General features: G+C 66.3%; 26 protein-coding genes. 4 read left to right on the top strand and 22 right to left on the bottom strand.

What is annotated here, in order from left to right:
* Nucleotides 1-27: 27 nt before the first annotated feature.
* Genes KW845_RS24530 through KW845_RS24495 form a run of 8 tightly spaced genes read right to left on the bottom strand, consistent with a single transcriptional unit; the run spans nt 28 to nt 9,009 of the window.
* On the bottom strand, nt 28-1,527 hold the full coding sequence (locus KW845_RS24530) for an aldehyde dehydrogenase (protein ID WP_218371964.1): 1,500 nt from the start codon (nt 1,525-1,527) through the stop codon (nt 28-30).
* 47 nt (nt 1,528-1,574) lie between these two features.
* Nucleotides 1,575-2,819 carry a Zn-dependent hydrolase gene (locus KW845_RS24525; RefSeq protein WP_218371963.1) on the bottom strand — a complete coding sequence of 415 codons (1,245 nt, stop codon included), beginning with the start codon at nt 2,817-2,819 and terminating at the stop codon, nt 1,575-1,577.
* A gap of 12 nt (nt 2,820-2,831) precedes the next feature.
* Nucleotides 2,832-4,547, bottom strand: coding sequence for a thiamine pyrophosphate-binding protein (locus tag KW845_RS24520; protein ID WP_218371962.1), 1,716 nt, complete (start codon nt 4,545-4,547; stop codon nt 2,832-2,834).
* Nucleotides 4,544-5,470, bottom strand: a complete 927-nt coding sequence (locus KW845_RS24515; RefSeq protein WP_218371961.1) for a CoA ester lyase — start codon at nt 5,468-5,470, stop codon at nt 4,544-4,546. Before KW845_RS24515 ends, KW845_RS24520 begins: the two co-directional genes overlap by 4 nt.
* Complete coding sequence (locus KW845_RS24510; RefSeq protein WP_218371960.1) at nt 5,467-6,750, bottom strand: TRAP transporter large permease; 1,284 nt, start codon at nt 6,748-6,750, stop codon at nt 5,467-5,469. Before KW845_RS24510 ends, KW845_RS24515 begins: the two co-directional genes overlap by 4 nt.
* A 4-nt stretch (nt 6,751-6,754) precedes the next feature.
* Complete coding sequence (locus KW845_RS24505) at nt 6,755-7,234, bottom strand: TRAP transporter small permease (RefSeq protein ID WP_218371959.1); 480 nt, start codon at nt 7,232-7,234, stop codon at nt 6,755-6,757.
* Nucleotides 7,234-8,220 (bottom strand): DctP family TRAP transporter solute-binding subunit, encoded by a 987-nt coding sequence (locus KW845_RS24500; protein WP_218371958.1) that lies wholly within the window; start codon nt 8,218-8,220, stop codon nt 7,234-7,236. Before KW845_RS24500 ends, KW845_RS24505 begins: the two co-directional genes overlap by 1 nt.
* Nucleotides 8,221-8,280: 60 nt before the next feature.
* Nucleotides 8,281-9,009 (bottom strand): FadR/GntR family transcriptional regulator, encoded by a 729-nt coding sequence (locus tag KW845_RS24495; RefSeq protein ID WP_218371957.1) that lies wholly within the window; start codon nt 9,007-9,009, stop codon nt 8,281-8,283.
* Between the two features lie 156 nt (nt 9,010-9,165).
* Between KW845_RS24495 and KW845_RS24490 the strand changes: the two genes are divergently transcribed.
* Nucleotides 9,166-10,038 (top strand): SDR family oxidoreductase, encoded by an 873-nt coding sequence (locus KW845_RS24490; RefSeq protein ID WP_218371956.1) that lies wholly within the window; start codon nt 9,166-9,168, stop codon nt 10,036-10,038.
* Nucleotides 10,039-10,045: 7 nt separating this feature from the next.
* Here the strand turns inward: KW845_RS24490 and KW845_RS24485 are convergent, their stop codons facing one another.
* Nucleotides 10,046-10,366, bottom strand: coding sequence for a BON domain-containing protein (locus KW845_RS24485; RefSeq protein WP_218371955.1), 321 nt, complete (start codon nt 10,364-10,366; stop codon nt 10,046-10,048).
* A gap of 190 nt (nt 10,367-10,556) precedes the next feature.
* On the opposite strand from KW845_RS24485, the gene KW845_RS24480 reads away from it, so the two are divergent.
* On the top strand, nt 10,557-10,943 hold the full coding sequence (locus KW845_RS24480; RefSeq protein WP_218372184.1) for a hypothetical protein: 387 nt from the start codon (nt 10,557-10,559) through the stop codon (nt 10,941-10,943).
* A gap of 72 nt (nt 10,944-11,015) precedes the next feature.
* Here KW845_RS24480 and KW845_RS24475 read toward each other — a convergent pair whose 3' ends face one another.
* The 3 genes from KW845_RS24475 to KW845_RS24465 all read right to left on the bottom strand — a co-directional run bounded on the left by KW845_RS24475 (nt 11,016) and on the right by KW845_RS24465 (nt 13,491).
* Nucleotides 11,016-12,446: an RNA polymerase factor sigma-54 gene (locus tag KW845_RS24475; RefSeq protein WP_218371954.1), complete on the bottom strand. Its 1,431-nt coding sequence runs from the start codon at nt 12,444-12,446 to the stop codon at nt 11,016-11,018.
* 220 nt (nt 12,447-12,666) lie between these two features.
* On the bottom strand, nt 12,667-13,161 hold the full coding sequence (locus tag KW845_RS24470; RefSeq protein ID WP_218371953.1) for a DUF421 domain-containing protein: 495 nt from the start codon (nt 13,159-13,161) through the stop codon (nt 12,667-12,669).
* A 45-nt stretch (nt 13,162-13,206) separates the two neighbouring features.
* Nucleotides 13,207-13,491 carry a MatE family transporter gene (locus tag KW845_RS24465; protein WP_218371952.1) on the bottom strand — a complete coding sequence of 95 codons (285 nt, stop codon included), beginning with the start codon at nt 13,489-13,491 and terminating at the stop codon, nt 13,207-13,209.
* A gap of 118 nt (nt 13,492-13,609) precedes the next feature.
* Between KW845_RS24465 and KW845_RS24460 the strand changes: the two genes are divergently transcribed.
* Nucleotides 13,610-13,837, top strand: a complete 228-nt coding sequence (locus KW845_RS24460) for a hypothetical protein (RefSeq protein WP_218371951.1) — start codon at nt 13,610-13,612, stop codon at nt 13,835-13,837.
* A 125-nt stretch (nt 13,838-13,962) separates the two neighbouring features.
* A complete protein-coding gene (locus KW845_RS24455) occupies nt 13,963-14,520 on the top strand; it encodes a DUF4142 domain-containing protein (protein ID WP_218371950.1) in 558 nt (185 codons plus the stop codon).
* A gap of 17 nt (nt 14,521-14,537) precedes the next feature.
* Here KW845_RS24455 and KW845_RS24450 read toward each other — a convergent pair whose 3' ends face one another.
* The 10 genes from KW845_RS24450 to KW845_RS24405 form a co-directional block, all read right to left on the bottom strand.
* Nucleotides 14,538-15,290: a slipin family protein gene (locus KW845_RS24450; protein WP_218371949.1), complete on the bottom strand. Its 753-nt coding sequence runs from the start codon at nt 15,288-15,290 to the stop codon at nt 14,538-14,540.
* Nucleotides 15,287-16,726, bottom strand: coding sequence for a nodulation protein NfeD (locus KW845_RS24445; protein WP_218371948.1), 1,440 nt, complete (start codon nt 16,724-16,726; stop codon nt 15,287-15,289). The genes KW845_RS24450 and KW845_RS24445 overlap by 4 nt, the downstream gene beginning before the upstream one ends.
* Before the next feature lie 84 nt (nt 16,727-16,810).
* Entirely contained in the window at nt 16,811-18,871 is a 2,061-nt protein-coding gene (locus tag KW845_RS24440; RefSeq protein WP_218371947.1) for a BCCT family transporter, read from the bottom strand.
* A 65-nt stretch (nt 18,872-18,936) separates the two neighbouring features.
* On the bottom strand, nt 18,937-19,827 hold the full coding sequence (locus KW845_RS24435; protein ID WP_218371946.1) for an NAD(P)-dependent oxidoreductase: 891 nt from the start codon (nt 19,825-19,827) through the stop codon (nt 18,937-18,939).
* Nucleotides 19,828-19,978: 151 nt separating this feature from the next.
* Entirely contained in the window at nt 19,979-21,001 is a 1,023-nt protein-coding gene (locus tag KW845_RS24430) for an SDR family oxidoreductase (RefSeq protein ID WP_218371945.1), read from the bottom strand.
* Nucleotides 21,002-21,029: 28 nt separating this feature from the next.
* Entirely contained in the window at nt 21,030-21,599 is a 570-nt protein-coding gene (locus KW845_RS24425) for a DUF2244 domain-containing protein (protein ID WP_218371944.1), read from the bottom strand.
* 10 nt (nt 21,600-21,609) lie between these two features.
* Nucleotides 21,610-23,187 carry a cytochrome c oxidase subunit I gene (gene ctaD, locus KW845_RS24420; protein ID WP_218371943.1) on the bottom strand — a complete coding sequence of 526 codons (1,578 nt, stop codon included), beginning with the start codon at nt 23,185-23,187 and terminating at the stop codon, nt 21,610-21,612.
* Nucleotides 23,188-23,373: 186 nt separating this feature from the next.
* Nucleotides 23,374-24,381: a lysylphosphatidylglycerol synthase domain-containing protein gene (locus KW845_RS24415; protein ID WP_218371942.1), complete on the bottom strand. Its 1,008-nt coding sequence runs from the start codon at nt 24,379-24,381 to the stop codon at nt 23,374-23,376.
* Nucleotides 24,374-25,582, bottom strand: a complete 1,209-nt coding sequence (gene clsB / locus KW845_RS24410; protein ID WP_218371941.1) for a cardiolipin synthase ClsB — start codon at nt 25,580-25,582, stop codon at nt 24,374-24,376. The genes KW845_RS24415 and clsB overlap by 8 nt, the downstream gene beginning before the upstream one ends.
* A complete protein-coding gene (locus tag KW845_RS24405) occupies nt 25,579-26,349 on the bottom strand; it encodes an endonuclease/exonuclease/phosphatase family protein (RefSeq protein WP_218371940.1) in 771 nt (256 codons plus the stop codon). Before KW845_RS24405 ends, clsB begins: the two co-directional genes overlap by 4 nt.
* Nucleotides 26,350-26,603 lie beyond the last annotated feature (254 nt).

Here is a 26,603-nt window from a genome sequence, read left to right as displayed (position 1 = left end):
CCGATGCCCTTGAAGGCCATGGTGAGATCAGGGCGCGAGGCTGATCCAGGTGGTTTTCAGGTCGCTGTATTTGTCCAGCGCATGCAGCGATTTGTCGCGGCCGAATCCCGATTGCTTGACGCCGCCGAAGGGCACGGTGATGTCGCCGTCGGCATAGCAGTTGACCCACACCAGGCCGGCGCGCAGGCGCCGCGACAGGCGGTGGGCGCGGCCCAGGTTGGCGGTCCACAGGCCGGCGCCCAGGCCGTACACCGAATCGTTGGCCAATGCGATGGCTTCGTCTTCGGTGGCAAAGCGCTGGGCAGCCAGCACCGGGCCGAAAATCTCTTCGCGCACCAGAGAATTATCCTGCCCGGCGCAGTCGAAGATGGTGGGTTCGATGTAGTAGCCGCCGCTGTCGCCGCGCACGCGCGTACCGCCCAGCCGCAGCGAGGCGCCTTCGCGCTGGCCGGCCTGGATGCGGTCAAGCACGGCCTGCATCTGCCGTTCGTCGACCATGGCGCCCATGGCCGTGGCGGGGTCCAGGGGATCGCCGGGTTGCATGGCGCGCGCATGCGCGGCCACACGATCCATGAACGCATCGTAGATGCCGGCCTGCACATACAGGCGCGACCCGGCAATGCACACTTCACCCTGGTTCACGAAGATGCCCGCCGCGGCCGCCAATGCCGCGCGTTCCAGGTCGGGGCAGTCGTCGAACACGATATGGGGCGACTTGCCGCCGCATTCGAGCCAGACACGCTTCAAGTTCGACTGGCCGGCATACTGCATGAAGCGCTTGCCGGTGGCGGTGGATCCGGTGAAGGCCACGCAGTCCACATCGGGATGCATGCCCAGTGCCTGGCCGGCCTGCGTACCCAGGCCGGGCACCACGTTGAAGACCCCGGGCGGGATGCCGGCCTGCGATACCAGGTCGGCCAGCATGATGGCGCTGAGCGACGATTGCTCGGCCGGCTTCAGGATGACGCTGTTGCCGGCGGCCAGTGCCGGCGCGACTTTCCAGGCTGCCATCATCAACGGGTAGTTCCACGGCACGACCGCCGCCACGACGCCCAGCGGCTCGCGCGTGATGGTGGCCAGCGCCTGGCCGCCGGTGGGGGCGATCTCGTCGTAGATCTTGTCGATTGCCTCGCCGTACCAGGCGTAGCAGTGCGCGGTTTCGGGCAGGTCGAACGCCAGGGCATCGCGGATGGGCTTGCCCATGTCCAGGGTCTCGGCCAGGGCCAGTGCTTCGGCATGTTCGGTGATCAGGGCCGACAGCTGCTGCAGGCGTGTCTTGCGTTCGCGTGGCGGCAGGTCGCGCCAGGTGCCGGCCTCGAAGGCGCGCCGCGCGGCCTGCACGGCGCGGTCGACGTCGGCCTTGTCGCAGGCGGCGATGTCGGCCAGCTTGCGTCCATCGATGGGGCTGTGCGCCGCAAAGGTGGCGCCGTCGGCGGCGTCGACATAGGCGCCGTCGATATAGGCCTGGCCACGCAGGCGCAAGGCGGCGGCTTTGCCGCGCCAGTAGTCGATATCGTGCAGGGACATGGAAGGGCTCCTGTGAAAGCGGCGGGTTTCAATTGCCTGCGGTCGTTTCAGTGCGCGACACCGGCACGCGCCACCATGGCGTCGAGCAGCACGTTGCAACCGGCCTGCAGGTGGTCGGGACGTGCATCTTCGATTTCGTTGTGGCTTATGCCGTCTTTGCAGGGCACGAAGATCATCGCGGTGGGAGCCACCGCCGCCATGTAGACAGCATCGTGGCCGGCACCAGTCACGATGTCCATGCGCGGCAGCTCGCGCGCGGCGGCGCCGTCGCGGATCTTGCCTACCAGGTCGGCGTCGAAGGGCGTGGGCGGGAAATATTGCACGTCCTTGACCTCGATGCTGACGCCATGGCGTTGCGCCACATCCTGGGCGGCCTGATGCCAGGCTTCATGCATGCGCGTCAGGGTGGCTTCGTCTTCGTGGCGCAGGTCTGCCGTCAGGCGTACCTGGCCGGGAATGACATTGCGCGAGCCGGGATGCGCATGGATTTCGCCCACCGTGCCGCGGCCATGCGGCTGGTGGGCGTTGGCAATGGCTATCACCGACTGCACCAGGTGGCTGGCGGCCAGCAGCGCGTCTTTGCGTATGCCCATGGGCGTGGGGCCGGCGTGCATTTCCATGCCGGTGACCACCACGTCGTACCAGCGCAGCCCCAGCGAGCCCGTGACCACGCCGATGACCTTGTCCTCGTGTTCCAGGATGGGGCCCTGTTCGATATGCGCTTCGAAATAGGCGTCGACCGGGCGGCCGCCAACCGGGTCGGGGCCTGCATAGCCGATGGCCTGCAATTCATCGCGTACGGCCTTGCCCTCGGCATCGCGGGCGCTCAGCGCGGTTTCCAGCGGAAATTTGCCGGCGAAAACGCCCGAGCCCATCATGACGGGCACGAAGCGCGAGCCCTCTTCATTGGTCCAGATCGCCAGTTCCAGCGGCGCCTCGGTCTGCACGCCTGCGTCGTTCAGGCTGCGCATGACTTCGAGGCCGGCCAGCACGCCGTAGCAGCCGTCGAACTTGCCGCCGGTGGGCTGGGTGTCGATATGGCTGCCGGTCATGACCGGGGGCAAGGCGTCGTTGCGTCCGGCCCGGCGGCCGAAGATGTTGCCGACCTGGTCCACGCGCACCGACAGGCCGGCATCCCGCATCCAGCCGGCTACCAGGTCGCGTCCCTGGCCGTCCAGCGCGGTCAGCGCCAGCCGGCAGTTGCCGCCCTTTGGGGTGGCGCCGATCCGGGCCAGGTCCATCAGCGACTGCCACAGCCGCTGGCCATCAATGGATATCGTCGGAGTCGTCATGGATCATGTCCCTCAGGAATGGGTGGGGTGGTCGTGCGCTGCCAGTGCGCCCTGGCGGATGGCGGCCAGGGTCAGGCCGGGGGCGATGCCGTCGGGGTCGTAGCGCAATTCCAGCAAGGCCGGCAAGCGTTCGCGATCGGCGAAGGCGCGGGCCCGTTCGAACGCCGCCCCGAAATCGGCGGTGCGTTCCACGGCTTCGCCATAGCCGCCGTAGCCCTTGATGATTTGCGTGAAATCCGGATTGTCGAAGCCCAGCGCGATGGGGCGGGCGGGGAATTCGCGTTCCTGGTGGGCGCGGATGGTGCCCCACATGCCGTTGTTGAACACCAGGATCACAATGCCCAGCCGGTACTGCATGGCCACGCCGAGTTCCTGCATGTTCATCTGGAAGCAGCCGTCGCCGGCGTAGCAGACCACGGTTTGCGCCGGGTCTTGCAGCTTGGCGGAAATGGCGGCAGGCAGGCCGTACCCCATCGCGCCTACCGTGGGCGCCAGGCTGGTGCCGGGGCCGGTGAACTGCCGGTAGCGATGCGGGTACAGCGCGTAGTTTCCGGCGCCGACGGTGACGCAGGCACCGGGCGGCAATTGCGCGTTGACGTGCGCGGCGGCGGCATCCAGGCTGAATTCGCCAGGTGCGGGCAGCGGTTGCAGGCTGGCCAGGTAGTCGGCGCGGGCGCGGCGCACTGCTTCGCCGCGCGAGGCAGCATGGCCCGGCTGCAACGCGGCCAGCGCGTCGGCGAAGGCCGCCACGCTGCTGACGATGCCCAGCGTGGGAGCGTACACACGGCCCAGTTCGGCGGCGTCGGGATACACGTGCACCAATTGCTGGCGCGGCAGCGGGCTTTCGACCAGGGTATAGCCTTCGGTGGTGGCCTCGCCCAGGCGCGTGCCTACCGCCAGGACCAGGTCGGCATCCAGTACGCGCTGCCGCAGTTCGGGTGTCATGGCCCAGCCCACTTGCCCGGCTGCGTTGGCGTGACGCTGGTCGTAGCATTCCAGGCGGCGCCAGGCGGTGCCCACCGGCAGTTCGAATCGCTCGGCAAAGGACGCCACCTGGTCGATGGCGTGGCGGGTCCAGCCGCTGCCGCCCAGCATCAGGAAGGGCCGCTGCGCCTGGTCCAGCAGCGCCACCATGCGGGCCAGGTCGGCCGCGCCGGGATGGCTTTGGGAACGGGTGTAGCGGGGCAGGTCGGGCACGTTGGCAGTGCCCCACAAGGTGTCTTCGGGCAGGGCCAGCACCACCGGCCCGGGACGCCCGCTGGTGGCCACGCTGAAGGCGCGTGCCACGTATTCGGGAATGCGGTCGGTGCGATCGATCTGCGCAACCCACTTGGCCATCTGGCCGAACATGCGGCGGTAGTCGATTTCCTGGAAGGCTTCGCGTTCGTAGAAGTCATTGCCGACCTGGCCCACGAACAGGATCATGGGGGTCGAGTCCTGGAACGCGGTATGCACGCCGATGCTGGCATTGGTGGCCCCGGGGCCGCGTGTCACGAAGCAGATGCCGGGCTCGCCGGTCAGCTTGCCGTAGGCCTCGGCCATGTAGGCGGCACCGCCTTCCTGGCGGCACACGATCGGCTGGATCGCGTCGGTATGGTCGTTCAGGGCGTCGATACAAGGCAGGTAGCTTTCGCCGGCCACCATGAAAAGGCGGCGTACGCCGTGGATGCGCAACTGCTGCACCAGGATCTGGCCGCCGTTGCGGGCGGGCGGGAAGGCGCGGGTCATACAGGGTCTCCTGGACTGGGCGTTGCCTGGGTGGCGGCATGCCAGTTCTCGAATTCGGCGTGGCGTGCCAGCAGGCGGCGCGCCGTGTTGTAGTCGGGTGGGTCGATGCGGGCGCCGGCGTCCGGCTCGCCGCGCCGCTGTGCTTCATAGGCCAGGGTCAGCGCTTGCGCCGAGCGCACTTCGGCCGCGTTGGGCGTGAATGCGGCGTGAATGGCCGCCACCTGTTCGGCATAGACGGCGCACTTGGATTTCAGGCCGATGCGGCGTGCCCAACGCAGATCGGCGGCTTGCGCCTGCGGATCGCGGTAGTTGAACGGACAGTCGATGGCGACGCATCCGGCGGCCGTGCAGTCGACCAGGAAGCGGCTGCGCAGCGCATGCAGTTCGATGCCGTCGGGGCCGCGTTCGGCGCCCAGGTCGGCCGTCAGGTCTTCTGCGGCCAGCAGGCAGGCGCTGATGCGCGGGCTGGCGCCCAGGATGTCCAGTGCGCGGCTGACGCCGCGCGCCGATTCCAGGGTAGGCACGATTTCGGTACGTCCGGCGGGCAGGCCCCATTGCGCCTCGCAGGCCGCGATAGCCTGGTCCAACGCCAGGATCTGCGCGGCGCTTTCGGCGTGCGGCAGGAAAATGGCATCCGGCGCACCGGCCATGACACCACGCAGGTCGTCCAGCCCATCGCCGGCCAAAGTATTGATGCGCACCGCGGCCACCGTGCCGCGCGCGCGGCACAGTGTCATCAGAGCCACGATGCGGTTGCGCGCGGCGGGCCGGTCGGCTGGCGCGGTGAACTCTTCCAGATCGGCCACCAGTACGTCCGCGCCGCTATCCAGGCCGGCCTGTTGCGCGGCTGCGTCCAGGCCGGGCACGAACATCCAGCTGCGGCGCAGGCGCGCCGGGCGGAAAGGAGCAGAGACGGGTTTCATTGGACGTGCCTGGGCAGGTACAGGACCAGTTCGGGGACAAAGGTAAGCAACAGCATGACGGAAGTCATGGCCAGCATCATCCAGGTCAGCGGGCGCAGGGTCTGCATCATGTTGATGCCGCCGATCTTGCAGGCCGCCATCAAGTCCACCCCCACCGGCGGCGTGTTTGCGCCGATGGCCATGTTGATGGACAGCAGGATGCCGAAATGCACCGGGTCGATCTGGTAGTGCGCCAGCACCGGCATGACGACCGGGGCCACGATGATGATGACCGGAATGGCCTCCATGAAGGTGCCCAGCAGCAGCAATACCACCGTCAGGACCAGCAGCACGGCGGTCTTGCTGTCGGTCCAGTTCACCAAGAGTTGCGACAGCGCTTGCGGCACCTGCTCGGCCACCAGGATCCAGGCGAACAGCGCCGATGCGCCGATCAGCAGCAGGATCGACGCGCTGCCTTCGCCGGTGGATTTCAGGCTTTCCCATACCGCGCGCAGGCTGAGCGTGCGATACCAGAAGAAACCGATCAGCAAGGCATACACGATGGCGCTGGAGGCGGCCTCGGTAGCGGTGAAGATGCCCAGGCGGATGCCGCCGATGATCAGTACCGGCACCATCAGCGCCGGCACGGCCTCGACCAGCGCGGTCCGCAGTTCGGCCCAGCTGAAGGGCGCTCCGCCGGCCCAGTTGTGCTTGCGGGCCTGCCAGATCGCCACCACGATCAGCGAGCCGCCCAGCATGATGCCCGGGATGATGCCCGCCAGGAACAGCTTGCCCACCGAGGTATCGGTAATGGTGCCGTACACGATCAGCACGATGCTGGGCGGGATGATGGTGGACGCGGCCCCGGCGCTGCCCACCAGGGCGCAACTGAAGCCTTTGTCATAGCCGCTGCGCGCCATGGCGGGCAGCAGCAGGCTGCCGATGGCCACCACGTCGGCCACGCCCGAGCCCGACAGCGCGCCGAACATCAGGCAGGCCAGCACCGCCACCACGGCCAGCCCGCCGCGTATATCGCCGACAATGGCGGCGCACAGGCGCACGATGCGCTGCGTCAGCCCCGCACCGTTCATCAACTGGGCGGCCAGGATGAACAGCGGAATGGCCAGCAGCGTGAAGCTGTCCAGCCCGGACACGTATTGCTGCGCCGCCAGCATCATGGGCGCGGTGTCGTAGACGGCCAGGTAGGCCAGGCACGACAGCACCAGCCCGAAGGCGATGGGCATGTCGATCAGCACCGTGATGGTGAACACGCCCATGAGAAAGAGGGCACCCGTAGACATCTTGTTATTCCTTCGACGCGGCCGCCGGGGCCGCGAACAATTGCGCAAGGTGCACCAGCACGGCCGCCGCGCAAGCCACGGGCAGCGCCAGGTAGACGGTGCCTGCCGAGACATCCAGGGCGGGCAGCGTCTGGTCCATGGTCAGTTGCGCCAATTGCCAGCCTGCGTACCCCAGCACGGCCAGCCCCACGATGATCAGCACCTGGTTCAAGCGTTCGACGCGGGCCAGTATGCGCGGGCTGCGCACAAAGAACGGCAGCAGGCCGGCCATCAGGTGGCTGCGTTCATGGCTGCAGGTGATCCCGCCTACGAAGGCAGCCCATACCAGCACCAGGCGCGGCAGTTCCTCGGCCCAGTGCGGCGTGTCATGCGTGACGAAGCGTTGGAACACCACGTAGGTGATCAACCCGGCCAGCACGGCCACCGCCACGGCGGCGATGGCCTTGCTGGCCCAGGACAGCAGGTCGGCAAGGCGCAGCAGCATTATTGGCCCTTGCGGTATTGCTGCAGGATGCCCATGAGCTCGGGACCATAGACGGGCTCGTAGGTCTTCCAGACCGGCGCCACGGCAGCGATGAACGGGGCCTTGTCGACCTCATTGACCTGCATGCCTTTTTCTTTCAGCTGGGCGATGAAGTCGGCATCGCTCTGCGTGATCATCTTGCGCTGTTCGTCGCGCCACTTGTCGGCGGCCGCCTGCACGACCTTCTGGTCTTCGGGCGAAATGCGATTCCAGGTGTGCTTGGCCAGGATCAGGCTGGCCGGCCCCCAGACGTGGCCGGTCAGCGACAGGTATTTCTGCACCTCGAAGAACGACGAGGTATAGATGATGGACAGGGGGTTTTCCTGGGCATCGAACACTTTCTGCTGCAGCGCCGAATACAGTTCGCCGAAGGCCAGCGGCGCCGGATTGGCGCCCAGCGCCGTGAAGGTATCCAGCCGCATCTTGTCCGGCGTGACCCGGGTTTTCAGGCCCTGCAGGTCGGCGGGAGTGTTGATGGGGCCACGGTTGTTGGTCAGGTGCCGAAAACCGTTTTCCCACCACGACAGGATCACCAGGTTCTTGGCAGCGGCCAGCTTCGCCAGCGCCGCGCCCAGTTCGCCGTCGTAGGCCGCATAGGCTTGCGGGGCGCTGGTCCAGGTGTAGGGTAGTTCGACGATGCCGAACTTGGGCTCGATGGGCTGCAGCGATCCCGAGCCTATGATGGCGGCGCCCTGGCTGCCGATCTGCAGGCCTTCCAGCATGGTTTTTTCGTTGCCCAGCTGGCCGCTGGGGAACAGCACGAAGTTCACGCGGCCGTCGGTCTTTTGCTTGACCTCGGCGGCGAAGCCCTCGGCTGCCTTGTTCCAGCTATGGCTGGGGGCCAGCACGTGGCCCAGTTTGATGTCCAGCGCATGCGCGGCGGGAGCCGCCGCGAGCGACAGGCCGGCGGCCGCCAGCAAGGCGGCAAGGGTTCGGGTCAGCTGCATGATTTCACCTTGATATGTTGTGTATTGGAGTAATGGCCGTTGGGGTACTGGGTAGCGGCTTTACCGGATGCCGCCGCTGCCGAAGTCTTCGCGCAGCCGGGCCAGGATGCCGACCAGGTGGTCGTGCATGGCATGGCGCGCGCGGATGGGGTCGCGGTCGACGATGGCGGCCAGGATGCGGTCGTGCTCTTGCCGGGCGGCCTGCCAGACCTGCGTGGTGACGAAATGCTTTTCCAGCCGGCTGAATACCGGGCTGGCAATACTGAGCTGCCAGATATGCGAAATGGCGGCCGCTAGCGCGGCGTTGCCGCAGGCATCGGCGATGGCGCTGTGAAAGGCGCGGTCGTGCTTGCCGGGCGAATCGGTCAGCGACATGCCGGCGTGCGCGGCCTGGATGGCGGCGATCTGGGCCGGCGAACCTCGCTGCGCAGCCAGGGCCACGCATTCGGGCTCGAGCAGCAAGCGCGTTTCCAGCAGATCGAACGGACCGATGTCGGTCGGTTCGGCGGCAGGCGCCTCGATGGCGGCGGGCTGCCCGTACTTGCCGTCTTCGCGCGGCATGGCCACGAATACGCCCGTACCCACCCGCACTTCGACGTAGCCCTCGATTTCCAAGGCAATGAGCGCTTCGCGAATCGAGGCGCGGCTGACCTGCAACTGTTCGGCCAGGTCGCGCTCGGCCGGCAGCCGCGTGCCGGCCGGGAAATCGCCTGCCCGGATCCGTCCGGCGATCTGGTCGGCGATCATGCGGTACAGCCGGGTGGTGGCGACGGCTTGGAAGGTGCTCATAGTGCCTGGCTGCCTGATGGTCTAGTGGTCAGGCCACTGACTCTACAGCACACCCAGCCCGCCTCAAACTGGGGAAAACCATAGGTCGGCATGGAGTTTGCGCCTGGCGTGGGCAGCGGCGCACTTTCGCGCCAACCCAACACCGGAGAACAGCCCATGCCTACCCCCCGAACCCCCCAGGCCAGCGATGACGGCAAGCCCCGCCGCCAGGCCCAGCCCGGCCGCCAGGAGCGCATGCAACCCCCGCCGCAGGGTGAAGAGCGCGCCTATCAGGCCGCCGGCAAACTGCGCGAACGATGCGCCGTGATCACGGGCGGCGACAGCGGTATCGGCCGGGCGGTGGCGGTGGCGTACGCCAAGGAAGGGGCCGATGTGCTGGTCACCTACCTGGAAGAGCACGAAGATGCGCGCGAAACCCGGCGCCTGGTGGAAGAGACCGGCCGGCGCTGCCTGTTGATCGCCGGCGATCTGGGCGACGAGGCCCATCTGCGGCAAGTGGTCGAACTGGCCCGCCAGGAGTTCGGCCGGGTGCACGTGCTGGTGAACAATGCCGCCGAGCAGCATGTGGTGGAGTCGTTCGAGCACATCGCGCGCGAGCAGCTCGAGCGCACGTTTCGCACCAACTTCTTTGCCATGTTCAGGCTGACCCAGGAAATCCTGCCCTTGATGCGAGAGGGCGCGGCGATCGTCAATACGGCGTCGGTGACGGCCTATCACGGCAACCCGCAACTGATCGACTATTCGGCCACCAAGGGCGCCATCGTTGCGTTTACGCGTTCATTGTCGACGGCCCTGGCCGAGCGCGGCATCCGGGTCAACGCGGTGGCGCCCGGGCCGATCTGGACGCCATTGATTCCATCGACCTTTCCGCCAGACAGCCTGGAGTCTTTCGGCAAAAACACGCCGATGAAGCGGCCCGGGCAGCCGGACGAGGTCGCGCCTTGCTTTGTATTCCTGGCCAGCGATGACGCAAGCTATATGTCGGGGCAGGTCATGCATCCGAACGGCGGCCAGATCGTCAATGGCTAGGCCGGGCCTACTGCCTGCCGCGTACCTGGATGTCGTTGCGCACTTCTTTCACGCCGTCGACGCCGCGTGCCGCATTGACCGCCTGCGTGGCAGCATCCTGGCTGGGAACGAAGCCGCTCAATTGCACCACGCCGCCATAGGTTTCCACCTGCACGTCGGCGGCCGAGACGCCGTCGGCCTGTACCAGCGCGGCCTTGACGCGTGCAGTGGTGGCCGTGTCGTCGGTGTATTGGCCGGCGCTGCGATGCCCGTCTTGCGCGGCGCAAGCGGCCAGCATGGCGGCCAGGATGACGGCGCCCAGGCCGTGGAGAACGCGGGAAGTGAACATGGTTGCTCCTTGATGGTGGCGGGCCGCCTGATGCGGCGCCTGCCACCGGAAGGCAAATAGCGTGCCTGCGCCGTTCGGGCAGATTTACCGCTTCCTGCAACATTGCGGGCCGTTGCCCCTGCGCCGGCCCGCCCGATCGCAGGCATGGAGCTTGCGGTACCACCTGCTCTTACACCGTTTGGAGACTCACATGAAGCGTGAACTACTTTCCTTGGCCGCGGCCATGGCCCTGATGGGCGGCATGGCGGGAGGCGCATACGCGCAGTCCACGCCCGACACCGGCAACCCATCGAGCACGTCGCCATCGACGACACCGAATGACGGGTCTGCCGTGCCGCCCAACACACCGGTGCCTCCCGGTCAAGTGCCGCCGGCCGGCGAAACCGACCCTGCGCACCGTAGCCAGGGCTCGATGGGTTCAGGTTCCCAAGGCCACATGGATACCGGCACCACTGGCGATCAGTCGGGTGCGCCCGGCAGCCAGACCGGCATGCCTACGGACCAGAACCAGGTGCCGAACCGCCAGGAGCCGGGCACCTCGGATCCGAAGATGCCCAATACCGGCGGCAGCAAGTAGCGCAACGGTAGCGCGATAGCGGCAGCGGCGCCCGCGGGCGCCGCTATTGCTGCTTGGACGGACAGGCGCAGGTCAGTATTGCCGCCGCATTTCGGCTGACGGCCGCTTGATCTGGGCACGGTACTTCGACACCGTACGGCGCGCCACCACGATGCCGTCGGACGCCAGTTTGCTGGCCAGCGCCACGTCGGACAGCGGCATGCGGGGATCTTCGTTGTCGATCAGTTCGCCGATCAGGGCGCGCACGGCGCCGGCCGAGCACGAGCCGCCGGTGTCGGTGGCCAGTTCGCGCGAGAAGAAGTACTTGAATTCCAGGATACCCATGGGCGTGGCCATGTACTTGTTGGCAGTGGCTCGGGACACGGTCGATTCGTGAATGTCGAGTTCGGCCGACACTTCCCGCAGCATCAACGGGCGCAGCGCCACCGGGCCGTATTCGAAGAACATGTGCTGCATGCGCACGATGGCCTCGGCCACGCGCTGGATGGTGCTGTAGCGTTGTTCGACATTGCGTACCAGCCAGCGGGCTTCCTGTAGTTCTTGCGCCATCGGGCCGCGGTCGCGATAGCGGGTGGTGCGGAACAGGTCGGCATAGACGCGATGCAGGCGCGGCTGGGGCACGGCGCCGCGGTTGCAGTGCACGCGCCATTGGCCGCTTTCCTTGCGCACGATGACGTCGGGCACGATGTAGGCGGGCGGTGCCTGGTCATAGCGCCGGCCGGGCCTCGGATCGAGCGAACGCACCACGTCGCACGCCTGCCGCAGCTCAGTCTCGCTGCAGCCCATGGCCCGTTGCAAGGCTTCGTAGTCGTGCCGTGCCATGATGTCCAGGTGCTGCTCGACGATGCGGCGCGCCAGGGCCACGCCGGCTCGTTGGGTGTCCAGTACCTGAAGCTGCAACGTCAGGCATTCGCGCAAGTCGCGCGCGCCCAGGCCAGGCACGTCGAGTTGCTGAACCAGGCACAGCGCAGCACGCCACTCGCTTTCATCGGGAGGCGCGCCGAATACGGAATTGTCGGCCAGCTCTTGCAGCGGCTGGCGCAAGTAGCCGTCTTCATCCAGGGCTTGCACGATGTATTGCGCCAGCAGCCGGTCGCGCGGCGACAGGCGATAAGTGCGCAGTTCCTGGTCCAGGCGTTCGTGCAGCGATACCGATGCTCCTACCCATTGGCCCATATCCATCGGCGCGCCGTCATGGGTGCGCCGCGAGGACGGATAGTCTCCGGAGTACTCCGGCATATTGCCGCCTTCGCCAGACGAAGCCGGCGGCGTCACCGCGGGGGCCTGTTCGGCAGTGCTATCCGCATTGGCGCCGTCATGGGTGTGGGGCGACGCCGCGGCGACTTCCTCGTCTTCTTCCAGGAACGGGTTTTCAACCAGCGCCTGGCGCACTTCCTGGTTGAATTCCAGGGCCGACATCTGCAGCAGCTTGACCGATTGCTGCAGGCGGGGGGTTAGCGCGGTGTGCTGGTGCAGGCGCAACTCATGGACTGCGTGGATCAAAGTCGTCTCCTTTCAGGCTGCAGGCGTGCAATAGGCACTTGCTGTCTATGCAGAAAGAAATCATGCAAGAACCGTGCCAACTCTGTGCCATAGGGAAGCAAGGCCTTCGACATGCCGTGCGCAGTCGTTTCTTACGGTGTTGTGTAAGAAGTGCAGGGAAGCCGCTTGGTACGCCGGCCAGAGGAAAGCGGGCCGCACAGACGGCATACCGCTTGTGTCGTCAGTTGGCGGCGGGCCGTTTCAGCACGCTGATGTTGCCGTCGGGCTCCATGTAGGCCCGGCGAATGTTCGATAGGTCTTCGACGCCGTGTTGCCGCAGTTCGCTCATCAGTTCTTCGGGCGTAATGTACTCTTGCCGCATGCTGCGTCGAATCATCCGGCCGTCCCGAACCAGGCAAACCTTGTCGGCTTCCAGCAGGCGCCCCAGCCAGGGCATGAAATAGGTCAAGCGGTCGATCAAGGCCACCCAGCCCACGATGGTGGCAGTCAGGATGGCACCGTCGGTAATCGACTCGTATTGGCCCGCCATGCCGTTCTGGGCGGCGTCGGCGATCAGGACCAGCACCAGCATGTCGGCTATGCCCAGCGACCCGACATCGCGCCGGCCGGCCACGCGCAGCAAAATCAGAATGAACCAGTACATGACCGAGCCGCGCACGATCAATTCCAGCGGTGGCACAGTCAGCCGGAATAGCTCTGGCCAATCGACATCCATGGCCGGTCTCCCTAGACGAAGAACAATGCAGGCGCCCAGCCGCGCCTAGTCGGGTTTGCCGCCGTTACGCACAGGATCGGGACGCGAATGCGCCAGGCCAGCTTCGTCTTCGTCGACCACGCGGTCCGCCTCGATGTCGGTGCCGGTATCGTCCTCGAGCGAGGGTTCTACGCTTTCCCGTTCGCCCGTGCCTTGCGAATCGGTGTCGTGTTCTCCCGCCGTGCCAGGCAAATCGCTGCCTGAATCCGACGAGTCGCTGGGGCCCAGGCCAGGCTGACGCGGCGCAGCATGGAAGGAAAAGGGCGAAACACGGAATAGGGCCAGAACCATGATGTACTCCCGTTGACAGGTGCGCCACATGGCGCCCCGGCTGCACTGCAAACCGCGTGCCCGGCCGGGAACGCCAATTGCGGCGGGCGTGGGCGTTTCTTTTTTCTGGAGCCGCACCATGCCGAATGCCGATAAGCCCTCGACCGACCAACCCCCGCGCGACCGCCGCGAACAAGAAGACGAACGCATGCGGCGGCGCGATACCGACCGCACCCTGAGTGACCGGCCCGCCGATCCCAATCGTGCCGGCGCCAAGGTCCGTATTCCGCCGGGCGTGGATGCCGAGGACGTTCGCGACCCGGGGCGGCAGACCCCCGGGGCGCCGCCCGTGGACAACCGCTCCTGACCTGACCTGGTTTGGCCTGACCAGCCTGGGCTGCCGGGTCGCCTGGCGTGCCGCCGGCCTGGCGGGCATGCCGGTTGCTGGGACTGCCCAGCCCGCAAGCAGCGGGTATCCCCAAGGGGGCCGACATGAATCCATGGAAAATGGCAGGCAGCACGGCCGCCGCTGCCGCGGCCATTATTCTGGGCATACAGGCATATGCATCGTCGGCCGCACTCGGGCACGCAGACCGGCTGTTCATGGAAGCCGCAACACGGGCGGGCTTGTTCGAACTGAGATCGGGGGACCTGGCCCTGCAGCGGGCTTCGCGCGATGAAGTGCGGACTTATGCGCAAGCCGTGATGCGCGACCATGCAGAGGCCCGCGCGCGGCTCATGGCGCTTGCCGCGGCCAAGTCGCGCGCCGTACCCGGCGCGATTGGCGCAGAGCAGCATGCCGTGCTGGGTGAATTGCAGCAGGTGCCGTCCGGCGCCTTCGATGCGCTATACCTGGAGAAGGTGGCGGTGGATGGCCAGGCGGCCGTGCTGGCGCTGTTCAAGCAGGCAGTGCGCGACAGCAAGGACCCGGAAATCCAGGCTTACGCCGCCAGCGTGGTACCGATGCTGCAGCAGCATCTGCACCAGGCCCGGCTGCTGCAAGCCGCCCAGTGGCCCGAGACGGCCCGGGCTGCCGGGCACGCGGGGTAGGCCGACCGCGTCCAGCCTCAGTTGCCGGGCCGATCGAACAGGCGCCGCAGCAGGTCGACGGGCACGGGGAACACGATGGTCGAGCTCTTGTCGCCGGCGATGTCATACAGGGTGGACAGATAACGCAGTTGCATCGCCTCGGGCGTGGTGGCCAGCGTGCGCGCAGCCTCGACCAATTTCTCGGCGGCCTGCTGTTCGCCTTCGGCGTTGATGATGCGCGCGCGGCGGTTGCGCTCGGCTTCGGCCTGGCGGGCGATGGCACGCACCATGCTTTCGTCGATGTCCACATGCTTGATCTCGACGGTGGCTACCTTGATGCCCCAGTCTTCGGTCTGGCGGTCCAGGATTTCCTGCAGGTCGGCGTTGAGCTTGTCGCGTTCGGACAGCACCTCGTCCAGGTCGTGCTTGCCCAGTACCGAGCGCAGCGTGGTCTGGGCCAGTTGGCTGGTGGCGTCCATGTAATGCTCGACCTGGATCACCGCGCGGTCGGCATCCACGACCCGGAAATACAGCACCGCATTGACTTTTACCGACACGTTGTCACGCGAGATGATGTCCTGCGTGGGAATATCCAGCACCACCGTACGCAATTCGACCCGTACCATCTGCTGCACGAGGGGAATCAGGACGATCAACCCCGGCCCCTTCACGCCGGTGAAGCGTCCCAGGGTGAACACGACCCCCCGCTCGTATTCGCGCAGCACGCGGATCATGGAAACAAGCAGCAGCACCAATAGTGCCGCGGCGATGAGATAAGCGATCAAGGTCATGCGGGTTTCTCCTGTTTTGGGGCCGGGCCGCGTACGACCAGCACCAGGCCCTTGCGCGATTCGATAACCGCCTGTTGGCCGGGCGCCAGGGGCGCTTCCGAGCGCGCCTGCCATGTCTCGCCGCCGGCCCGCACCAGTCCGCTGTGGCCATGCCAGGACAGCACTTCGACCGGCTGGCCAGCCTGGGTGCTGTCGCCGGAAACCACACGCCGGCGCTGGGCGCGCAGCGCCGTGAAAAAGATCAGGAACAGCAGCAGGGCGCTGGCGGCCGCCGCCCCGATGACCAACGGTACGGACAGAGAAAAGTCGGCGGCCTGCGTGTCGTACAGGAACAGCGACCCAAAGGCGAACAGCGCCACGCCGGCGGCGCCCAGCAGGCCCAGCGTGGGCGTGAATGCCTCGGCTGCCATGAGCGCGATGCCCAGCAGCACCAGGCCCAGCCCCGCGTAGCTGACGGGCAGCATGTTCAAGGCGAACAGGGCGGTGACCAAGGCCACGGCGCCAAGCGCTCCCGGCAATATGGCGCCTGGATTCATCATCTCGAACAAGATGCCGTAGATGCCCAGCAGCAGCAGGATATAGGCGATGTTGGGATCGGTGATGACGGCCAGCACGCGGGTACGCCAGTCGGGCTGCAGTTCGATCACGGACGCGTCGCGCGTGGCCAGTGTGATGATCGAGGCATTGGCCCGTACTTCGCGGCCATGGGCCTGGTTCAGCAGGTCTTGCGTGTCGCTGGCCACCAGGTCGATCACTTTCTGCTGCTGGGCCTCGCGCGCGGCCAGGCTGGCCGCGCCGCGTACCGCTTCCTCGGCCCATTCGACATTGCGGCCACGCAGTTCGGCCAGGCTGCGAATGAATGCCGCGGCATCATTGACGGCCTTGCGCTCGTGCGCATCGGGGCGGGAGGGGGGCTCTGGCTGGTCGTCGGCGCGCTCGCCCGGCTTGTGCTGCTTGTTGTCGTCAGCCTGGCCCCCGCCGCCCATCTGCACCGGCGTGGCGGCACCGAGGTTGGTGCCGGGGGCCATGGCAGCCACATGGCAGGCATAGAGAATGTAGGTGCCCGCGCTGGCCGCCTGCGCGCCGCCAGGGGCCACGTAGCCGATCACGGGCACCGGCGAGGCGATGATGGCGCGTACGATGTCGCGCATGGACGATGCCAGGCCGCCGGGAGTATCGATGCGCAATATCACGGCCGCTGCGCGCCGCGCATCGGCATCGGCCAGGCCGCGGCGCAGGTATTCAGTGGTGGCGGGGCCGACCGCGCCCTGCAGTTGCAGCATGACCACAGGGGCAGGCTGGCCCGACGCGGCCAAGGGGGCCTGGGCTGGCGCCAGCACCAGGGCGGCGGCCGCCAGCCATAACCAGGCCGCCGCGCACAGCAACCCGCGGACGGGGCCGGCGCGTGGCGTGGGGCGTAACCTGGAATGCGGCATTGCGGCGCTCCTGGAGGCGGGCCCGCGTGCGTGCCCTTGCATCCATGGTAGTGCCTGCGCCCGCCCGTCACAAGGCGGCGCGGTTCAGCCGGGCGCGCCGGGTTCCAGCGAATGCAGGTAATGCCGGAAGCGGTCGTAGTGATTGACCAGGTCGGCCACGACCTGATCGGTGTGATAACCGTGGATGTCGTAGCCGCGCCCGCCCTTGTTCAGGAAGACCTCGGTGCGGTAGTAGCGGCGTTTCTCGCCTTCGCGCCGGGCGCCATCGCTGAGCGCGAAAGCGGGTATGGGTTGGCCGACCAGCCGCACGGCGTAGATGAAGTCCTCGGCGGTACCGCCATGCTGCACCGTAAGCTGCGCGCCATCTTCGAGACGCACGGCTTCGGTGGCGATGTCGCGCTTCTTCAGTTCGGTTGCCACCTGTTCGAAGGCCTGCATCACGGTCTGGTCGATAAAGGCATTGGCCTGCGCCTTGGTGGGATGGCTGACGATGCTGTGCAGGCGTTGCCGCAAGGACAGGCCGCCCTGAGAGGCGATCAGCGGCGCCGTGGGCAGGCTGCGGCTCAGATTGATGACGACCTCGTCGTTCAACCCCTTGAGTATTCCGTAGCACATCAGCACCATCACGACCGATAGCGGCAGGGCGGCGATGACGGCGGCCGACTGCACTGCCTCGAGCCCGCCGGCAAGCAGCAGGCCGGCGGCCACGCCGCCGCATGCCAGCGCCCAGAAGATGCGCAGCCACAGCGGCGGCTCTTCATCCCCCTTCGAGGTGATCATGGACACCACCAGCGCCCCGGCGTCGGAAGCCGTCACGAAGTACACGGCCACCAGCAGGCCGGTAATCCAGGCCAGCAGGCCCGACCAGGGCAGATAGTCGAACACGGTGAACAGCGCGATCGGCAGGTTGCCCGCAACGGTGCGCGAGATCTCGCCGGCGGCCACGTTCTGATCCAGCCAGATCGCCAGGTCGCCAAAGACCGTGAACCAGATGAAGCTGAAGCCGGCCGGGGCGAACAGCACGCCCACCAGGAACTGGCGGATGGTACGCCCGCGCGAAATGCGCGCGATGAACATCCCGACGAAGGGCGACCAGGATATCCACCAGCCCCAGTAGAACAGCGTCCACTTGCCCATCCAGTCATTGGGTTCATAGGCACTGATGTGGAAGGTGCGGGCGACGAAGGCATGCAGGTAAAGGCCGATATTCTCGACGAACGCCTGCAACAGGAAGCGGGTGGGGCCCAGGATCAGGATCAGCAGCATCAGCCCCACGGATACCAGGATGATGAACTCGCTGAGCCGCCGTATGCCGTTGTCCAGCCCCGTGGCGACCGTAATGGTGGCAAGAATGGTGACGATGCCGATCAGGATGAGCTGCGTACCCAGCGTTTGCGGCACGCCCATCAGGTAGCTCATGCTGGCGTTCAATTGCGATACGCCCAGGCCTAGCGAAGTGGCCAGGCCGGCCAGCGTGCCGACTACCGCGAAGATGTCGATGAAATCGCCGATGGGGCCGTACACCCGATCGCCCAGGATGGGATGGAAGGCCGAGCGGATGGCCAGCGGCATGCCGCGCCGATAGCCGAAGTAAGCCATGGCCAGGCCCAGCACGGCATAGATGGCCCAGGCATGCACGCCCCAGTGGAAAAAGGTGATCTCCATGGCTTCGCGGGCCGCTTCGACCGAGCGCGGCGCGGCATCGGGCGGCTGCGAAAAGTGCATGATGGGCTCGGCCACGCCGTAGAACACGATGCCGATACCCATGCCGGCGCTAAACAGCATGGCGACCCAGGTACCGTACTTGTAGTCGGGCACCGAGTCATCCGGGCCCAGCTTGACGGTGCCCAGCCGGCTCATGGCCAGGCCCAGCAGGAAGATGACGAAGATGCCGACCGACAGCATGTAGAACCAGCCGGCTTCGTTGATGATCCAGGTGTTGACGGCGTCGAAGCGCGAGGCCGCCGAGTCGGGCGCCATGACCGCGTAGATGATGAGCCCCAACGCAATGATGGCCGAGCCGATGAACGTAACCGGCGCAACGCGTGCGGTGTTGTTCTGCAAGATCTTCCCCCTTTGGGTCGTGACGGACAGCAGGTTCGGACGCTGGCCCGGCGCGCGCCGCGAGCTCGCGCCAACTTGCATGGCCTTTTTCAGCTTATACCCAGTCGACCCAATGGCGCAATGCACCTGGGAAAACGGCGCAACAATCAGGGAGGATCAGTGGCCAGCAGCGAGACCAGGTGCGGAACGGTGGTCTGGGGCGGGCTGGCTTGCGCGCCGCGGTCGAACAATTGCCCGATGGCATCGGCCGCGCCGTGGGCCGCACCGGCTTCTTGCGCCATGGTGGTGTAGTAATCGAGGTCTTTGCGGGCATTGGCCAGCGAGAAGCGCAGCCCCGAGTCGTCGCCTGATTCAAGGAAGGGGCGCATGCGTTCCAGCGCCACGCCGCCGCCGCCGCCCTTGGAGAGAATATCGACCAATACCGAGGCCTCGATGCCGGAACGCTGCGCGCAGGCGGCTGCCTCGGCAATCACGGCGGCGCAGCCCAGCGAGACATAGTTGTGGATCAGCTTCATGCGGTGGCCGGAACCTACTGGGCCGGCATGCATGATGTTCTCGGCATAGCAGCGCAGCAGCGGTTCGCAGCGCTCGTACAGGGCGCGCTCGCCGCCCACGATGAGATTCAGCCGGCCTTGGGCGGCCTCTTTGGGCGTGCGGGTCATGGGGGCGTCCAGGAACTGCCCGCCGGCTTCGGCCACGGCCTGGGCGATGCGCACGGTGGAAGAGGGGATGGCGGTCGAGCAATCGATAACGATGGTACCCGGGCGCAGGCCCTGCAACAGGCCGTCGGGGCTGAACAAGACGTCTTCGACCTGGGGCGTGCCAGTCACGCACAGGATGACCACATTGGCTTGCCGCGCGATTTGCGCCGGGCTGGCCACCTTGGCTGCGCCGGCCGCCAGCAGGTCGTCGACCGGCTGGTTGCCGGGGTGGTCCAGCAGCACCAGGGAATAGCCGTGCTTGACGATATTGCTGGCGATGCCGTGGCCCATCAGGCCCACGCCTATCATGCCGATGGTGTCTTTCCCGGTAGTCATGAGATGGTTTCGCGCCAAATTGAAAGATGACCGCCGCCGCGGCGGGACGGTGATCATCATACAAGTAATGGGCGCGCACTATCGTCTGTACACAACGGGGTCAGGCACCTTCGGAGCCTGACCCCTGGCAAGCGCTTCGGGGGTGGGCTTGTCAGTGCCAGCGCCTTCCACGGGCGGCGCCGAGTACCGTGCCGCAGATCAACACGGTGGCGCCTGCCCACAGCAAACCCCGCCCGCCGGTGGATAGATGGGTGTACATGCTGGTCTTGCGCACGTGTGGCACCCGGGCGCCGTCGCGGGCCGTGTCGCCGCCTGCCGGCGTGCCGGCTTCGTACAGTGCATCGGCGCGCTCGCCGGCGGGCGCATCGCTGCGCTGGTTGCGGATCAGCCAGCCAGCCATGCGGTCGGCCAGGCCAGGCATGCGCAAGCCCACCGAAGACATTGCCTTCGAGGCGCTGCCCACGAAAATATCGCGCTGCGGATGCTGGGCGGCATACAGGATGGCTTGCGCCACGGTGTCGGCCGCATACAGCGGCGGCGGCAGGCGCGGCTCCACGTCCATGTAATTGCGGGCGTGCTCGGCGTACCCGGTGGCGATCGAGGCCGGCTTGATCAAGGTGACGGATACGGGAGCACCGTCGGCCTCGAGTTCCATGCGCAGCGCATCGGTGTAGCCCTTGACGGCATGTTTCGAGGCCGAATAGGCGCCTTGCAGCGGGATGGCGCGGTCGGACACCTCGCTTCCCATGTTGATCAGCGCGCCGCCCTGTTTTTTCAAGTGGGCCACCGCGGTGGTGGACCCGTACACCACACCCCAGTAATTGGTGTCGAACAGTTTTCGTTGATCTTCGACCGGTACGTCTTCCAGGCGTCCGAAAATGGATACGCCCGCATTGTTGACCCAGGTATCCACCCGGCCGTAGCGCTCGATGGCCGCGCCCAGGATGCGGTCATGGTCGGCGGCCACCCCGACGTCGGCGGGTACCGCCAGGGCATCGCCGCCATCGGCGCGTATGCCCGCCACGACATCGTCCAGCGCCTGCTGGTTGCGGCAGGCCAGCACCACCTTGGCGCCCTGGCGGGCCGCCAGCTGCGCGGTTGCCAGGCCTATGCCGCTGCTGGCGCCGGTAATGACAATGACCTGATCGTGTAATTTCTTCAAACGGACTCTCATGTTGATCTCCCGCGTAGGGTGCATTCGGTTACCTGGGCGCGGGGCCGCGCCAGGGTAGCGAATGTCGTAGCTCGGTTTCGATATGGCGCCGCCGCTCGCTGGGCACATGGCGCGCCAGCCGCAGGCGGACGGACCCGTAGTGCAGCCAGAGCGTATCCGGCGTATCGGGCCGTCGCACGAGCCGTGCCCAGTTACGGTTGAATACATGGCGCGTCGTTGCGGCGCCCGAATGCACTTCCACGATCATGCGGCCGTCGGCCAGCAGTATCACCGTCTCGCCGTCGCGCACATGGCGGGCAAAAGACAGCGTGGCGCCCGCGATCAACAGGATTTCCGCGGCGCCATAGACAGCCACGGGCCACAGGCCGCGCAAGGTGAAATACAGGCTGACGAGCAGCGCGATCGCCGCCGTACCGCCCATGCCCAGCAGGAATTGGCCCGGTGTGACGCAGCAGTTGCGCTTCAATACCCAGCATTGCTCGATGTCGGTGCCGGTGCCGGTGCCAGCGCCGGCGGGCGGCGCAACGCCTGCCGGCGCCGCCTGGGTCGGGGGTGTCAGGGGTGGCGGCGCACCCGTGATGGCGTGGGCGGGTCGCATGGGGTTGAACCTAGCGAATGTCCGGCGGCACGGCAAAGGTATGGTGGGGGGCCGGCGACGGAAGGGTCCACTCCAGGCCCTCGGCGCCTTCCCATGGCTGCGCGGCCGCCGCATCGCCCTTGTTGCGGTAGCAACACAGGATGATGTACAGGAACAGCAACTGCGACAGGCCGAACCAGAACGCGCCTATGGTGGCCACCTGATGGAACGTGGTGAACTGCGCGGCGTAGTCGGCATAGCGGCGCGGCATGCCGGCCAGGCCCAGGAAGTGCATCGGGAAGAACGTGACGTTGAACGAGATCATGGTCGACCAGAAGTGCAGCTTGCCCAGCTTCTCGTTGTACATGCGGCCCGTCCACTTGGGCACCCAGTAGTAGGCGCCGCCAAACAGGGCGAACAGCGAACCGGCCACCAGCACGTAGTGGAAGTGCGCCACCACGTAGTAGGTGTCGTGCACCTGGATGTCGATCGGGGCAATTGCCAGGATCAGGCCGGTGAAGCCGCCCATGGTGAACACGAAGATGAACCCGATGGCAAACAGCATGGGCGTCTCGAAACTGAGCGAGCCGCGCCACATGGTGGCGATCCAGTTGAACACCTTCACCCCGGTGGGGATGGAGATCAGCATGGTGGCGTACATGAAGTACAGCTGGCCGGTGACCGGCATGCCGGTGGTGAACATATGGTGCGCCCATACCAGGAACGACAGCACGGCGATGGCCGAAGTGGCATACACCATGGATGCATAGCCGAACAGCTTCTTGCGCGAGAACGTGGGCACGATCATGGATACGATGCCGAAGGCCGGCAGGATCATGATGTAGACCTCGGGGTGCCCGAAGAACCAGAACACGTGCTGGTACAGCACCGGGTCGCCGCCGGCGGCGGCGTTGAAGAAGCCGGTGCCGAAGTGGCGGTCGGTCAGCACCATGGTTACCGCCGCGGCCAGCACGGGCATGACCGCCAGCAGCAGGAAGGCGGTGATCAGCCAGGTCCAGCAGAACATCGGCATCTTCATCAGTGTCATGCCGGGCGCTCGCATGTTCAGGATGGTGACGATGATATTGATGGCCCCCATGATGGACGAGGCGCCCATGATGTGGATGGCGAAGATGGCCAGGTCCATGCCGGGGCCCATTTGCGCCGACAGGGGGGCATACAGCGTCCAGCCCGCGGCGGTGGCGCCGCCGGGCACGAAGAACGATGCAGTCAGCATGACGGCAGCCACCGGCAGCAGCCAGAAGCTGAAATTATTCATGCGTGCGAAAGCCATGTCGGCCGCGCCGATCTGGATCGGGATCATCCAGTTGGCGAAGCCCACCAGCGAGGGCATGATGGCGCCGAAGATCATGATCAGGCCATGCATGGTGGTGAACTGGTTGAACAGTTCAGGCTGGAAGAACTGCAGGCCGGGCTCGAACAGTTCGGTGCGCAGCAGCAGGGCCAGCACGCCGCCCTCGAGCAGCATGACGAACGAGAAGATGAGATACATCGTCCCGATGTCTTTGTGATTCGTGGCGAACAACCAGCGGCGCCATCCGTGCGGGGCGTCGTGCCCGTGGGGGGCATCGTGTGTGATCGTGTCCATGTCGCATCCTGGGGCAAGGGCGGAATGGCGCAGCCGGCAGCAAACAGCATGCCGCGCCGGGGACCTGAGATCCATGGCGCTTCCCCGAGGGGGGAATGCTCTGAAGACCTGATGCCGTCATTGAGCGCCCAGATGCCTGACATCTTCCTGAATTGTCGGTGCCCCGGGGGCCGGGCAAGGGGCTGCCTACCCCGGCGCGCTGGTGGATTTCCCGGCACGCGCCTGGCTGCGGCTGCCGCCTCGGCGCAGGCGGGCTTCCAGCATGACGTATAGCAGCAGCGCGATGGCCAGGGGGGCCAGGTAGTACACCGCACGATAGGCCAGCAGCGTGCCCAGCACCTGCGCCTGCGACACCTCGGAAGCCAGCATTGCCACGAAAACGGCTTCCAGCACGCCCAGGCCGCCGGGAATATGGATCAGCGCGCCGGCAATACTGCTGATCAGCAGCGCGGCCAGCACCAAGGTATAGGAAACCTGCCTTTCGAAGAGCAGATACAGGATGCCCGCGATTGCGCCCCAGCACAGAACCGACAGGACGGATTGCAGCAGGGCAATGCGCAGCGAGGGCAGCGGCACGCGGTGCTTGCCGATACGCAGGCGCCGGCGGCGCGAAAAGGCGCACAGCGCCAGGTAGCTCGCGGCAACGATCAGCATTGCAGCGCCGGCTATCTGCAGGGCCGTGTCGCTCAGTTGCCAGGCCGTAGGCGCCTGGTGCAGTGCGAACAGGCCGCCGAACAGCCACAGGTAGCCCAGCCAATTGGTGAAGATGCTCATCGCCAGTATCTTTGATATCACCGACAGGCGCAGGCCCAGTTTGCCGTACAGGCGAAAGCGCAGCCCCACGCCGCCCACCAGGGCGCCCAGGTTCAGGTTGACGGTATAGCTGACGAATGCCACGGCCATCGTGGTGCCGGTGCCGAGTTTGTGCCCGGTGTAGGTGCGGCCGATCAGGTCGAACGCGGTGTAAGTGAGATAGGCCACGGGCACCAGGCAGGCGCTTTCCAGCAAGGCAGTATTGGGCATGTCCCGCAATACCTGCCAGACCTCGTGCCATTGCACATCGCGCGCCAGCTTGGCCAGCAGCACAATCGCGGCGACCATGAAAAGGCCGGTCCAGATGCGCCGGGTACGCTTCCAGAAGTGGCGCACCCCGCGCCACGACGAGCGCTGGAACAGGCGGCTGCGTTCAGTCATGGCGGGCCTCGTCGGTAGGTGCAGTGGGTTGCGGCGGTTCGACGCGCTGCAGTAGAGGATCGCGCGATGGAAAGGCTGCGGCCCATGCGGGGAACCGATGCAGGAAGTGAAATACCGCCACCCCGAACCACAGCCGGCGCAGGACGCGTTTCATGCCGTGCTGCGGCGTGATGCGGCGGCAGTGGCGCTGGATCAATTCTTCCAACGAGTCGCGCAGTTCCGCGGTGAACGCCTGGTCGCGCACGACCACGTTGGCTTCCAGGTTCAATGCCAGGCTGAGCGGATCGAGGTTGCTGGATCCCACAGTGGCCCATTCATCGTCGATGCAGGCCACCTTGCCATGCAGCGGCCGTTCGCAATATTCGTAGATGATCACGCCGGCCGACAGCAGGTAGTCGTACAGCGTGCGGGCGGCCAGTTGTGCAATGGGCATGTCGGGCTCGCCCTGCAGGATCAGGCGCACCCGCACGCCTCGGCGCGCGGCGTTGCGCAGGTCACGCAGCAGCCGGTAGCCAGGAAAGAAATACGCATTGGCGACAATGATCTCGTGCTGTGCCGTACGGAATCCGGCGCGATAGTAGCGTTCGATATCGGTGCTATGGCGATCGTTGTCGCGCGTGACGAACAGCGCCGCGCCTTCGCCGCTTGCCGCATGGGCCGGCCCGCGGCGCCGCGGCCAGCGCCGCCGCCGCCCGCCGTGCACCGCGTCGCGGGCAAAGCGGCGGATGTCTTCGACGATGGGGCCCTGTAATTGCGCTGCGTAGTCCTGCTTGGCATCCGGCCCGAATTCGGCCAGGTGATCGGCCGAATAATTGATTCCCCCTACGAAGGCGACCTGGCTGTCCACCACGACGATCTTGCGATGCATGCGGCGCAGGGCGTTGACGCGAAAGCCGAACACCCTGGGGCGCGGGTCGAAAATATGGAAGCGCACGCCGGCTTCGGTCAGCCCGCCAATGAAGGCTTCGTCCAGGCAATCCGAGCCGTAGCCATCCACCGTGACATCGATCTCGACGCCACGCTGCGCGGCTTCGATCAGGGCCTGGCGCAGCTCCTGGCCGACCTTGTCGTCGAACAGGATGAAGGTCTCGAGCAGGACTTCCTGCCGGGCCGCCCGGATGGCCTCGAACACACGGGGAAAGAATGCCTCGCCGTTTTCCAGCAGGCATACCGTGTTGCCGTGGCGCCAGGCGGCGGTCATAGCCGCACCTCGGCTGCCAGCGGCGCATGGTCGGACAGATGGCGCCAGACCCGGGATGCCAATGCCACGGGCCGTGCCGCGGCCACGTTGCGTACATAGATGCGATCCAGCGCCAGCAGGGGCCATTGGGCCGGAAATGTGCGCGGTTCGCGTCCTAGCGCCGTGCGGAATACATCGTGTACCGAGCAGGCCGACAGCAATTGGCCGGCACGTCGCCGCCAGTCGTTGAAATCGCCGGCAATCAGTACCGGTGCATGGGCGCCGATGCCGCGCACCAGCGCGCACAGGCGCCCGAGCTGCACTTGGCGATGCGCCTCGCGCAGGCCCAGGTGGACACAGACCAGGTGCAAGTCGTCCGCCAGCTCGGGGTGGCGCACAGTGCAGTGCAACATGCCGCGGCTCTCGTGGCTGCCTACCGAAACATCGTGGTTCTGGTGCTGGACGATGGGCCAGCGCGACAGTACCGCGTTGCCATGGTCGCCATCCGGGTAGACGGCATTGCGCCCATAGGCAAAGTCGCTCCACAGGGTGTCCGCCAGGAATTCGTACTGCGAGGTGGCAGGCCAGGCCGCGAGCTGGCGCGCATGCCGGTGGTGCGATCCGATGACCTCTTGCAGGAACACGATGTCGGGCCGGGCATCGCGCAACGCAGCACGCAGTTCGTGCAGGATGAACCGCCGGTTGAAGAGCGTGAAGCCTTTATGGACGTTGACTGTCAGCAGCGTGAGAGTCGCGCGTGGGCGCGCCACCGATTCCTGACCTGGCATGTAGCTCTCCGTTGGGCATTGTCTTCCTGCATGCAAGAACCATGCCCAGCACCTGTCGCCGCCCGCCACGACGGGCATCCGTCTTTTTTACCAACCGACGCAAGAATTCCACTTCCGGACCGGTGGCGGCGGGCTGGTGGCAGGCATGGCATATGCTGAGGGCGCCGGCTGCCGCGTTGCGTGGTGTTACGGTGTTCTTGGCGCGGCCCAGGCATACTGTCCTGCCGTCCGGTAGGCTCGAGCCAAATCGCCTG

This window comes from Bordetella sp. BOR01 (genome assembly GCF_019218885.1).
Taxonomy (GTDB): Bacteria; Pseudomonadota; Gammaproteobacteria; order Burkholderiales; family Burkholderiaceae_B; genus Bordetella_A.
Note: the sequence above shows the minus strand (reverse complement) of the source record. Positions and strands in the feature narration are given on the sequence as shown.